At 74.7% G+C, this 11,834-nt stretch carries 9 protein-coding genes and 1 pseudogene; 3 read left to right on the top strand and 7 right to left on the bottom strand.

The features are described 5' to 3' along the window. Positions 1-82: 82 nt before the first annotated feature. The 3 genes from ACWEQL_RS15905 to ACWEQL_RS15895 all read right to left on the bottom strand — a co-directional run bounded on the left by ACWEQL_RS15905 (position 83) and on the right by ACWEQL_RS15895 (position 2,459). Entirely contained in the window at positions 83-1,276 is a 1,194-nt protein-coding gene (locus tag ACWEQL_RS15905; protein WP_452150835.1) for an MAB_1171c family putative transporter, read from the bottom strand. Further along, positions 1,263-1,829: a hypothetical protein gene (locus tag ACWEQL_RS15900; RefSeq protein WP_452150834.1), complete on the bottom strand. Its 567-nt coding sequence runs from the start codon at positions 1,827-1,829 to the stop codon at positions 1,263-1,265. The genes ACWEQL_RS15905 and ACWEQL_RS15900 overlap by 14 nt, the downstream gene beginning before the upstream one ends. 75 nt (positions 1,830-1,904) lie before the next feature. Beyond that, complete coding sequence (locus tag ACWEQL_RS15895) at positions 1,905-2,459, bottom strand: hypothetical protein (protein ID WP_452150833.1); 555 nt, start codon at positions 2,457-2,459, stop codon at positions 1,905-1,907. A gap of 106 nt (positions 2,460-2,565) precedes the next feature. Here ACWEQL_RS15895 and ACWEQL_RS15890 point away from each other — a divergent pair. After that, positions 2,566-2,970: pseudogene (locus tag ACWEQL_RS15890) on the top strand (tetratricopeptide repeat protein); the annotation flags it as partial. On the opposite strand, the gene ACWEQL_RS15885 reads toward ACWEQL_RS15890, so the two are convergent. The 3 genes from ACWEQL_RS15885 to ACWEQL_RS15875 all read right to left on the bottom strand — a co-directional run bounded on the left by ACWEQL_RS15885 (position 2,901) and on the right by ACWEQL_RS15875 (position 5,096). Then, on the bottom strand, positions 2,901-3,320 hold the full coding sequence (locus ACWEQL_RS15885; RefSeq protein ID WP_452150832.1) for a PIN domain-containing protein: 420 nt from the start codon (positions 3,318-3,320) through the stop codon (positions 2,901-2,903). The pseudogene ACWEQL_RS15890 and the gene ACWEQL_RS15885 overlap by 70 nt on opposite strands. Beyond that, complete coding sequence (locus ACWEQL_RS15880) at positions 3,317-3,517, bottom strand: type II toxin-antitoxin system VapB family antitoxin (RefSeq protein ID WP_452150831.1); 201 nt, start codon at positions 3,515-3,517, stop codon at positions 3,317-3,319. The genes ACWEQL_RS15885 and ACWEQL_RS15880 overlap by 4 nt, the downstream gene beginning before the upstream one ends. 118 nt (positions 3,518-3,635) lie before the next feature. Next, entirely contained in the window at positions 3,636-5,096 is a 1,461-nt protein-coding gene (locus ACWEQL_RS15875; RefSeq protein ID WP_452150830.1) for an NCS2 family permease, read from the bottom strand. Positions 5,097-5,418: 322 nt separating this feature from the next. Between ACWEQL_RS15875 and ACWEQL_RS15870 the strand changes: the two genes are divergently transcribed. Continuing rightward, on the top strand, positions 5,419-5,739 hold the full coding sequence (locus ACWEQL_RS15870) for a DUF2530 domain-containing protein (protein WP_452150829.1): 321 nt from the start codon (positions 5,419-5,421) through the stop codon (positions 5,737-5,739). A 52-nt stretch (positions 5,740-5,791) separates the two neighbouring features. Next, positions 5,792-8,485, top strand: a complete 2,694-nt coding sequence (locus tag ACWEQL_RS15865) for an HAD-IC family P-type ATPase (protein ID WP_452150828.1) — start codon at positions 5,792-5,794, stop codon at positions 8,483-8,485. Here the strand turns inward: ACWEQL_RS15865 and ACWEQL_RS15860 are convergent. Further along, positions 8,449-11,793 carry a sacsin N-terminal ATP-binding-like domain-containing protein gene (locus ACWEQL_RS15860; protein ID WP_452150827.1) on the bottom strand — a complete coding sequence of 1,115 codons (3,345 nt, stop codon included), beginning with the start codon at positions 11,791-11,793 and terminating at the stop codon, positions 8,449-8,451. The two genes, ACWEQL_RS15865 and ACWEQL_RS15860, sit on opposite strands and share 37 nt — an antisense overlap. Between the last annotated feature and the right edge of the window lie 41 nt (positions 11,794-11,834).

The following is an 11,834-nucleotide window of genomic DNA, read 5'->3' as shown; positions in this document are numbered from 1 at the left end:
ACCTACATCGCCTGGGGCGACCCCCGATAACCCCCACCCCCGGGGTGCGACCACCACCCGCACCCCGGGACCACCCCCCGGATCAACCATCAGCGCGGGTGTCCGCCATCGACGTGCCGGGCACGACGTTCAGCCGCTCGGCGGCGGACACCACCGCGGGCGAGCCCACCGCGGCCGCGACCCCTTCGAACCAGCCCAGCTCGGCCGTCAGGTCCAGTTCGCCCCGGGCGGGCGTGCGACCACCGAACGCCGCGGCCCGACCGGCCAGTTCGGCCGCGGCGGCATGACTCAGCAGCGCGGCCTCCACGGCCGGCGCCAGCTCGTCACCGCAGACACCCGCCGCCCGCAGCTCCCGCTCGGCCACCGCCAGATGGGCGTCACTGAGGTGCCCCTCCAGGACGAGCGCGCTGTCCCTGATCTCGATCACGTACCGGTACAGCCGCAACCGGGGGTTGTTGCGCCTCAGCTCCTCGGGCAGCGGCAGGACGACTCTCGGCGTCGCCGCCCGGAGCAGCCGCCACAGTGGCGCGATCCGTTCCGCCTGCCGCGCGGCCGCGCGCTTCTGCCGGTACTCGGCGAGCGCCGGCCAGACGACGGCGAGTGCGAACAGCACCAGGGTGAGCGCCAGCAGCACCTGGGTGGTCCCGGCGATCGCGGCCGACTGCGGAACCTCCACTCCGGCCCGATGGAGCGTCAGATACACCAGGCGGTGGAGCAGATAGACCGTTCCGAGCAGGGTGGAGACCCGCATCAGCCAGAGCGAGGTCCGTGCCGGGCCGGGCGCGACGTGCCTGCCGTGGATCCAGCAGAGCCGCGCCGCCGAGGCCAGACCGATCGCGATGTCGCCGGTCAGCAGCACCCAGTAGAGGTACCCGCTCGACGAGGCCTGGCTGAAGGTCACCAGGTCGACCTCGCCGTCCGGGCGCGGCATCACCGCGAACGTGACGGTGAGCGCGACCGACACGGCCACCAGCCCCGCCAGGTTCACCCGCGACACCCGGCCCTGCGCCCGTCCGGTCATCTCCCGGACGAACTCCACCATGGCCGCCGTCCCGGCCAGCCCCATCAGGTGCACCAGCAGGTTGGTGCCACTGGCGATGCCGAGGACCGTGTCGACCAGGCGCCGGACCGTCGGCACGCCCAGCGTCATCGACACCGCCCAGCAGGTCCACATCGTCGACAGCACCCGGTTGCGCCGGGGCGCGCCCCGCACGCCGAGGCCGTACAGGGCCAGGCTCCACACCAGCGGAAGGACCACCAGGTCAAACGGCCTCAACGGATCCCCTCCACTCGTAGGCGTCGGCGAAGGTGCATATCACCAGGGCGACCGTGTCGGCCGACTCGCGCGGGACTCCCGGACAACCGACCGGGATCGTGTCGAAGTGCTGCCAGATCAGCGAGGCCAGCAGCTCGGCCTCCTGCTCCTGGTCGGTGGTCGCCCGGGTGCGGTCCCGTGCCAGCAGCCGGGCCGCCATCGCCGGATCCAGATCGGGGAAGAGCTGCCGCAGCCCTTCGTGGTCCGGCTCGCCGTCCTGCCGGTGGTCCAGCAGGATGTGCGCGAGTTCGTGCAGCACGATGTGGGCCTGGTGGACCGGGCTGGTCACCGCCGAGTAGTAGACGTGGTCGGCGTCACCGAGGGCGATCCACACCCCGCAGATCCCCGACCCCCGCGCCTCGGTGCCCGGCAGGGGTATCAGCCGCAGCGCCCGCCCGCGCCACCGGGCCACGGCATCGGCCAGGGCCTCGATCGTGACCGGCGCGGGAACGTCCAGCTTCCCGATCAGGTCTTCACAGCGCGCCTTGAACCGACGCCACTCCCGCTCCTCCACGCGCGCCCCCGCGTCCGTGCAACTCCCCGCCGAAGCGGCCCCGCCCCCGCCCCCAGCCGGAGTCTAGACGAACCGTCAGACGGCAGGCTGTGACGTTGGCCCCGCACCGGCCGGTCCCGCCTCGGCCGGTCCCGCACCGGCCGGCCCCGCCTCGGCCGGTCCCGCCTCGGCCTCCAGCAGCCCGCTGCGCTCGACCAGCGACCGCACGGTGTCCACCCCGTGCGTCGACATGGTCGCCACAGCGGCCGCCCGCAGCGCCACCGAGCGGACGTCGTTGGCCCGCATCGCCGCGATCAGCGAGAGCTGCGCCGCGACCCGGTCCGCCACCTCGTCGTCGATGAAGTACGCCTGCGGGACGCCGAAGAAGTCACCCAGGGCCCGCAGTGTCCCGACGGTGGGGTTCCCGGCCCGCCCCTTGACCAGCGTCCACAGCCGGCCGACCGAGATCTTCGAGTCCCCCGGCCCGGCCGCCTCCCGGATCCCCTCCACCACCTCTTGCAGGGTGTACCGCCGGCCGAGCGGCTGCACGTACGAGAACAGGAACTCGATCCGCTCTCCGAGCCGCTCCGCCTCCGGATCGGGGCGCTCCTCCGACTCCAGTCCGGTTTCGTCCTGCTCTCTCACGCCCATCGCCCCTTCGCCACCGCCGGTTGCCCCCAGTATGGTTGACAACCGAACAACCGCGCCGCCCGCGCCCTCGAATCGAACGGCACGATGCGCGCCGCCGGGAGCCCCTCACGCGGCCACGCGCGACAAGCCGTCCGCAGCCCGCGCGCTGTCGGCCGCGGAGGACGCGCTCTCCCGACACGAGGACCCACAGCCGGGTTTCTCGCTCGTGAGCGGCCCTGCCGCCGGCACCGTCGCCAGCCACACCGCCCGGACCCTCACCGACCTCGGCGACCACGCGGGCACCGAACAGCAGCACCGGGCGGCGCTGATCCGCTGGGACTCCGAGAAGTACAAGCGGGTCCACGCCCTCACCTACGCCGACCTCGGAGACAGCTTGGCCGCTCAAGCCCGAGCGGACGAGGCCGTGGCCACGTGGGGCCGAGGGCGGACATCAGCGGGAACTCAGTCGGCCGTGCCGGCCGGGACGACCCAGCGAACGGGCTGCCCGGTGATGGACGCGATCATGTCGTAGTCGCCGTCATAGTGCAGGACGGTGACCCCGTGCCGCTCGGCCGTGGCAGCGATCAGCATGTCGGCCATCGACAGGGCGCGATGGTTGCCCCTGAACAAGGCGCGGCGCTGAACGTCCTTCGCCCGGTCCCAGACCTCGTCCGTGCACGGCAGGTAGTCGAACCCTCGGAGCAGGTGGCTCAGCCGGTCCGCTTCCGCCGCGCTTCGGGCACTGTGCAGGACCTCCATCTCGACCGCCGCGCTCACCGCCAGGAGCGCCCGCTGCGAGAGGTCGTCGAGGACCGGCCGCACCGCCGGCTTCCCCCAGCGCGCCAAGGCCGACTTGTCGATCAGGTAGCGCCCCCGGGTCACGCCGCAGCCGATGTGCCCGAGTCGTCGAGGAGGTCGAACTCCCCGTTGGCGATCGCGTCGGCGAGCTCTATCCGCCGGGCCAGCTTCACGGCCTCCCGCAGTGCGGCATTGACGGTGGCGACCTTGGTGGTCGTGCCGAACAGGCGCTGAGCCTCGGCCAGGAGGTCGTCATCGAGGTCGATCACAGTTCGCGCCATGGCGATTCCTCCCTCGGGTGGCAACAGGAAAACGATATCAGGCTGGGCTCATTCTTGATATCGAACGGCCCCGCGCTCGCGATCGAGCGCGGGGCCGCAGACGCACCGAAGGACGGCGTCAGCCGAGGCCGAGGGCGGGCATCAGGTAGTAGAAGGCGAAGACGGCGGCGACCGCGTACATCGGGGCCGGGACCTCGCGGCCGCGGCCGGCGGCGAGGCGCAGGACGCAGAAGGCGATGAAGCCGAAGCCGATGCCGTTGGTGATCGAGTAGGTGAACGGCATCAGGACCATGGTCAGGAACGCCGGGACCGCGATGGTGTGGTCGGACCAGTCGATGTCGCGGACCGAGTTGGCCAGGATCAGGAAGCCGACGGTGACCAGGGCCGGGGTGGCGGCCTGGGCGGGGACCATGGTGGCGAGCGGCGTGAGGAACAGCGCGCCGAGGAACAGGACGCCGGTGACGATGGAGGCGAACCCGGTGCGGGCGCCCTCGCCGACGCCGGCCGTGGACTCGACGTAGCAGGTGTTGGCGGAGCACGAGGCGGCGCCGCCGGCCGCGGTGGCGATGCCGTCCACCATGAGCACCTTGTTGATGCCGGGCAGGTCGCCCTTGCCGTCGAGCAGGTGGGCCTCGTCGGCGACGCCGAGGATGGTGCCCATCGCGTCGAAGAAGCAGGACATCAGGACGGTGAAGACGAAGAGCGCGCCGGTGAGCAGGCCGACCTTCTCGAAGCCGCCGAACAGGCTGACCTCGCCGACCAGGCCGAAGTCCGGCGCGGCGACCGGATTGCCGGGCCAGGCCGGCACGGTCAGGCCCCAGGCGAGTGCCGGGAGCTCGGCGAGCTGCTGGACCACGACGGCCACGCCGGTCATCACGGCGATGCCGATCAGGATGGCGCCCGGCACCTTGCGGATCACCAGGACCAGGGTGAGCAGCAGGCCGAGGGCGAAGACCAGGACCGGCCAGGTCTGGAGGTGGCCGTTGCCGCCGAGCTGGAGCGGGACGGTGGTGTGGGCGGCGTCCGGGATGCGGCTGACGAAGCCGGAGTCGACCAGGCCGACCAGGGTGATGAACAGGCCGATGCCGATCGCGATGGCCTTGCGCAGCCCGAGCGGTACGGCGTTCATGACCCGCTCGCGCAGTCCGGTGGCCACCAGCAGCATGATCGCGAAGCCCGCGAGGACCACCATGCCCATGGCGTCGGCCCAGGTCATCCGGGGTGCCAGCTGGAGGGCGACGATGGTGTTGACGCCGAGGCCGGCCGCCAGCCCGATCGGGACGTTGCCGATGACGCCCATCAGCAGGGTGGTGAGGCCCGCGGTGAGCGCGGTCGCGGTGACCAGTTCGGCACTGTCCAGCTTGGCGCCGGTCATGTCCACCGCGCTGCCGAGGATGATCGGGTTCAGCACCAGGATGTACGCCATGGTGAAGAAGGTGGCGACACCGCCGCGGAGCTCGCGCGACAGGGTGGAGCCGCGCTCGGTGATCCGGAAGTAGCGGTCCAGCGCGCCGGCCGGGGGCTTCGGCGCGGTCTGGAGAGGCTCGGGCGACTCGACGGTCGGCTGGGCCGTAGGCATGCGTGCGTCCTCGGGTGGGGGCGGAGGAGAGGGTGGCGCCCGGAGCGACGGTGGCCGGACGGGGACCGGCGGCAGGGACGCCGTGGGCATGACCCGGCCAACCGGAATCATCAGTATGAATTCCCCGATCGTGCACGCGCTATCTTCGCGCGTAGACCCCACCTGGGCCCCGCGTGGACCCCACCCGGGCACCGCGGGAGCCACCCGTGGACGCCGTGCGGACACCCCGTGAACCTCCCGCGGACGGCGCCCGCACCCCGCGCCGGACCGGCACGCCCCCCGGGAGATCCGGCGGGCGCCGACGGCCCCGTACCCTAGCCCCATGCCGAAGACCCCGCCGCACCCCTCGCCCCCACCCCTGGAGGCCAACGACGTCGCCATCGTCGGCGGCGGCACGGTGCTGTGGTTCGTCGCCTTCCTGGCGCTGCTGCCCTTCCAGGACGCCCTGTCCGACCACGGGTACGGCGACTGGCCGTGGATCTGCCTCTCCGGCGCCGGACTCGGCCTGATCGGCCTCTGGTACTGCCGCGCCCGCCGGGACGCGATCGCCCGCAGCCGGGCCGCCGCCGGGCAGGACGGCGCCAACGGCGGCGAAACCGGCCTGTCCGGTAATGGACAGAATCCCGCCACCCGGTCGGACTGAATCCACCCGAAGTACGACGCAACGGACATAAGGCGCCCGTAGAGTCGGTGCCATGACGCACCCCGCGGAAGAGACGCCCGGCGAGGAGCACAGCGACGGCGCGCACCCGCTCGGGCTGCTGCCCGGGCGGCGCGGCGGACTCACCGCCGCCGAGGTGGCGGAGCGGGTCGCCCGGGGCGAGGTCAACGACGTCCCGGTGCGCTCCAGCCGCTCGGCCCGGGAGATCGTCCGGGCCAACGTCTTCACCCGGTTCAACGCGATCATCGGCGTCATGTTCGCGATCATCCTGGTGGTCGGACCGATCCAGGACGGCCTGTTCGGCCTGGTGATCGTCGCCAACACGGCGATCGGCATCGTCCAGGAGCTGCGCGCCAAGAAGACCCTGGACAGCCTCGCGCTGATCGGCGAGGCCAGGCCCCAGGTGCGCCGGGACGGCCGCGTCCAGCAGATCCCCACCGCCGGGATCGTCCTGGACGACACCGTGCTGCTCGGCATCGGCGACAAGGTGATCGTCGACGGCGAGGTCACCGAGGCGGACGGCCTGGAGATCGACGAGTCGCTGCTCACCGGCGAGCCCGATCCCGTCCTCAAGCAGCCCGGCGACCAGGTGATGTCCGGCAGCTTCGTGGTGGCCGGCGCGGGCGCGTTCACCGCCACCAAGGTCGGCCGGGAGGCGTACGCGGCGCAGCTCGCCGAGGAGGCCAGCCGCTTCACCCTGGTCCGCTCGGAGCTGCGCAGCGGCATCGACAGCATCCTGCGGTTCATCACCTGGCTGCTGGTGCCGACCGCGATCGGCCTGATCATCAGCCAGCTGGCGGTGGAGGGCCGGGACTGGCAGGAGGCGGTGCGCCGGATGGTGGCCGGCATCGTGCCGATGGTGCCCGAGGGGCTGGTGCTGCTGACCTCGGTGGCCTTCGCGATCGGCGTGATCCGGCTGGGCCGCAAGCAGTGCCTGGTGCAGGAGCTGCCCGCGATCGAGGGGCTGGCCCGGGTGGACACGGTCTGCCTGGACAAGACCGGCACCCTCACCGAGGGCGGCATGGACGTGGTCGAGCTGCGCCCCCTCGACGGCGGCCCGGACCCCCGCGGCGCCCCCGGCGGCCACGGTCCGAGGGAGGACGACGACGACCCCGGCTCCACCGACGGCCGGCCGCGCCCCGGCACCCCGCTGGCCCGGCACATGCTGGGCGACCCGGCGGTCCTGCGGCAGGCGCTCGGGGTGATGGCCGGCGCCGACGCCCGCCCCAACCCGTCGATGCAGGCCGTCATCGACGCGTACGGCACCGGCGACGGCGGGTCCGGCAGCAACGGCGGGTCCGGCAGCGGCGGGTCCGACGGCGCCGGCTGGCGGGTGATCGAGGCGATGCCGTTCTCCTCCGCCCGCAAGTGGTCCGGCGTGCAGCTGCTGGAGCCGCAGGGCGGCGAGGCCAGCTGGCTGCTGGGCGCGCCGGACGTGCTGTTGCCCGCCGGTCACCCGGCGCTGGCCGAGGTGAACGAGCTGGGCGCGCGGGGGCTGCGGGTGCTGCTGCTCGGCCGCAGCCCCGTCCCGCTGGACTCGCCCGACCCGGCGGCCCGGCTGCAGCCGCTGGCGCTGGTGGTGCTGGAGCAGCGGCTGCGCCACGACGCGGCCGAGACCCTGCGCTACTTCGCCGGCCAGCGGGTGGAGGCCAAGGTGATCTCGGGTGACGCGGCGGTCTCGGTCGGCGCGGTCGCCGCCCACCTGGGCCTGCCCGGCGCCGAGCACCCGCTGGACGCCCGGACGCTGCCCGCCGAGCCGAAGGCGCTGGCCGACGCCGCCGAGCGGACCACCGTGTTCGGCCGGGTGACCCCGCAGCAGAAGCGGGACCTGGTCGGCGCCCTGCAGTCCCGCGGGCACACCCTGGCGATGACCGGCGACGGCGTCAACGACGTGCTGGCGCTCAAGGACGCCGACATCGGCGTGGCGATGGGCTCGGGCAGCGACGCGACCCGCGCGGTGGCCCAGATCGTGCTGCTGAACAACAGCTTCGCGGTGCTCCCCTCGGTGGTCGCCGAGGGCCGCCGGGTGATCGGCAACATCGAGCGGGTGGCCGGGCTGTTCCTGGTGAAGACCGTCTACTCGGTGCTGCTCGCGCTACTGGTGATCTTCACCCACTCCCCGTACCCGTTCCTGCCCCGGCACTCCACGGTGCTCTCCACGCTGACCATCGGCGTCCCCGCCTTCTTCCTGGCCCTCGCGCCCAACAACGAGCGGGCCCGCCCCGGCTTCGTGCGACGGGTGCTGCGGATGGCCGTGCCGGGCGGCATCATCGCGGGCGCGGCCACCTTCACCTCGTACGCGCTGGCGCGGGCCAACCACGCGACCGACCTGGAGGCCGACACCAGTGTGGCCACCCTGACGCTGTTCCTGGTGGCGATCTGGGTGCTGGCGATCGTGGCCCGCCCGTACAACTGGTGGCGGCTGCTGCTGATCGGCACCATGGGCGGCGCCTTCGCGCTGGTGCTGATGGTGCCGTGGCTGTCGGACTTCTTCCAGCTGTCGCTGGCCGGCACCCGCGACCCGTGGATCGCCGTGGCGATCGCGGTGGTCGCCGACGTGCTGCTGGAGGTCGCCTGGCGGGTGGTGCGCCGCACCATGGACGACCCCGACCCGCCGGGCACCCCGCACCGGCCCGCGACCGCCCCGGGGGCCGGCCGGCCCGGCGGACCGGGCCGGGCCGACCCGTCCGGTCAGCCCTCGAAGTCGCGGGCGGCGGACAGCTCGTAGGCGCGGTCCGGCTCGGTGAGCGCGGCCAGCACCTCGAAGCGGCGGTGCCACTGGCCGACCGACCAGGCGAGCCCGGCCGCCAGCCCCTCCGGGGTGGCCGCGTGCAGCAGGCCGGGCACCGGGGGCAGCTCGAACTCGTCGTCCTCGTCGGCCTCCTCGGCGCGCTCCGGGTCGTACGGGGCCTCCGGGGTGTCCGCCGCGGTGTCCCAGCGCCAGTCCACCGCGGCCTCCCCGCCGTCGGGGCCGACCACCAGCAGCTCCTCGTGCTCCTCGTACGCCACCGGGCAGCCGGGCAGCAGCTCCCGCACCACGGCGGGGACCCGGTGGAGGGTGCCCTCGGAGAGCACCCGGCCGCCGGCCACCTCGCTGGCGAGCGAGACGTGCAGCCGCTCGGCGAGGTCCGCGGCGAGGGCCGGGGCGACGGGCAGCAGCGGGTAGGGGTGCAGCAGCTGGACCAGGTCGGGGGCGTCCGCGACGACCGCCTCGGTGGCGTCCACGATCACCGTGTGCGCCGGGCGGCGGCCGGTCTCCGGGTCGAGCGGGGGCAGTGCCCGCACCACGTCGAGGGGTTCGATCCGCCCGGCGTCGACCCGGGCCAGCGCGGTGTGGACGCCGTGCAGCTGGCGGTGGCCGACCTCGGAGGCCGGGTCGGTCAGCCGGTCCAGCACCTCGTCCGGCCCGTGCGGTTCGGCGAGCAGCGCGGCCAGCGTGGTGCGCACCCCGAGCGCGTGCAGGAACTGCTCGTCGAGGGTGGTGCGGGCCTCGTCGTACAGCCCGCGCAGCAGCGGGTCCGCCCCGGCGGCGCGCAGCCCGGCCGGCTCGCGGCCGTCCAGCACCGGGTGGTCGCGCAGCCACCACGCGGTGTACGAGGGCAGGTCGACGTACGAGCCGTCCGGCAGCAGGGTGCGCACCGGCTGGACCACGGCGTCCCGGTACGGCGGGCGGGCGAGCGCGGCCAGCGCCTCGGGCCAGGCGTCGTCGTCCACCAGGTCCAGGTCGCGGACGGCCGGCAGCTCGGCGGCCACCGGCGGCACGCCCACGGCGTCGGCGTCGTCGGCGTGCAGCGCCTCCAGGGCGTCCTCGGCCCACTCGGCCAGGCCGTCCGGCGCCTCGTCGATCAGTCCGGTGGGGTGGCCGCCGGCCGCGCGGTCGGCGGGGGCGGTCGGGTCGAGCCGCTCCAGGTCGTCCGGGTCGAGCACCACGTCCTCGGCGCGGACCAGCACGAAGTCGGCCGCCACGCCGGCGGCGGCCAGCACCTCGGGGCCCCAGCGCTCCAGCAGCTCGTCGTCCACCCAGCCGGCGTCGTCCTCCCGGACCAGCGCCGCGAGCGGGCTGCCGGGCAGGATCAGCTCGCCGGCCCGGGCGGGCTCGCCCTCGTCGTCCAGCAGCGCCAGCCGGGCCAGCCAGGGGTGCTCCCCGGCCGCCGGGGCGGCCGCCTTCACCAGGGCGAGCACCGCGTCCGCGAGGTCCACGGCGGCGTCCAGGTCGTCCTCGGCCACCTCGTACGAGCGGGCCACCGCCGCCCGCACCTCGGGCGTGTCGAGCACCCCGGCCGGGGTGGCGGTGCCGGCGCCCAGCTTGGCCAGCAGCGGGTGGGCCGCCTCGGGGTGCGCGAGGCGCAGGTCGAGCAGGGCCAGCGCGTCGGCCAGCGACTCGGGGTAGCCCGGGTAACCGGCCCAGTCCTCGGCGTCGGAGGGCAGCAGCACCCGGCGCGGGCCGGTGACGGTGCGTCCGTCGGCCAGCGGGACGGGCAGCGCGCCCAGCGCCTCCGGGTCGGCCGAGCCGAGCGCCGCGTACAGGTTGCGCCACCAGGCGGGTTCGCGGTCCAGGCCGCCGAGCTGGTCGACCACCTCGGCGAGCGGGACCCGCCGCACGTTCAGCGCCCGCAGCTCGGTGCGGCGTTCCAGACCGGCGGGCAGCAGCCCGGGGAAGATCGGCGCGAGCGCCTCGACCACCGAACCGTCGGCGCCCTCCAGCAGGGTGGCGTCCCGGGGCCGCAGCGCCGGCGTGCCCTCCTCCACCGGCGCCGGGTGCGGCAGGAACGGCGTGCCGGGCAGCCGGCCGAGGATCCCGGCGCGCAGCGCGTTGTCCAGCGCGCCCTGGCCCAGCGGGCCGGGCACCAGCCCGAGCGAGCCGAGGTCGCCGCCGCGGGCGCGCAGCAGCTCGGCGTAGGCCTCGACGGCGCGCTCGGTGAGGAAGTCGGCCAGCGGGCCGGGGGCGACGTGGCGGCGGGTCGGGTCCAGCGGGTAGGAGGCGATCAGCAGCGCGGGCACGCCGAGCGGTTCGTCGCTCGGGGTGGGGGCGTGCAGCACGGGCGCCACGGCGGGCGGCAGCGGGGTGCCGTCCGCGCGCACCGGGACGGCCCAGGTCACCGTCCAGTACGGGCGGGCGCGCTCCTCGGTGGGGCGGTCGGCGAGCAGGGCGGGGTCGAGCGTGCCGGAGGCGCCGACGGTCTGCCAGACGGTCCGGCGCGGGCCGCCGCCGGCCTCCCCCGCCGCCGCGCCCCCGTCGTCGGTGACGGTGACCGCGGTGACCCCGTCGGGGCGCGGCTCGTCGGCGGAGCGGGTCAGCGTCCGCACGCCGTCCGGGGTCTCCACGACCACCTCGGCCAGGTCCGGCAGGGTGAGCAGCAGCGCGTCGTCGATCCCGGCCAGCAGCCGGCGGGTGAGGTCCTCGGCGGCGGCGTCGCGCAGCGGCAGCACCACCACCGTGTCGTAGCCGTCGGGCGCCGGGCCCTCGGCGGCGAACGGCAGCCGCAGCAGCGGCACGTGGCCGTCACGGCGGCGCAGCTCGTCCGCGAGCTCCTGCTGCGAGCGCTCCTGGGCCTGGGTCTCGGCGAGCGCCCGGGCCTCGGCCAGCGACCAGCGCACGCCGCCGGCCGCGCCGAGCACGGCGGGCTCGTCGGTGACGGCGAGGACCGCGGCGAAGCCGACGCCGAAGCGGCCCACGGTGGGCTGCTCGTCGGCGCGCTTGGAGGAGGCGCGCAGGGTGGACAGCGACTCGACGGCCGCGGCGTCCAGCGGCGCGCCGGTGTTGGCGGCGGCGAGCACGCCGTCGGCCAGGGTCAGCCGCAGCCGGCCGGGGCCCCGCCCGGCGCGGGCGGCGGCGTCGGCGGCGTTCTGCGCCAGCTCGACCACCAGCCGGTCCCGGTAGCCGCCGAGGGCGAGCTCCTCCTCGGCGTTGGCGTCCTCCCGGAATCTGGCCGGGGAGGCGGCCCAGGCGTCCAGCACCCGTCGGCGCAGCTCGGCGCTGCCGAAGGGGTCCGCGAGGTGCTCGTCCGTGCCGCTGCCGATGATCCGAGGTTCCACTGGACCTGCCGCCTTCCGCCGCCTGTCGTTCGTTGGTGGCA

This window comes from Kitasatospora sp. NPDC004240 (assembly GCF_053603215.1).
Note: the sequence above shows the minus strand (reverse complement) of the source record. Positions and strands in the feature narration are given on the sequence as shown.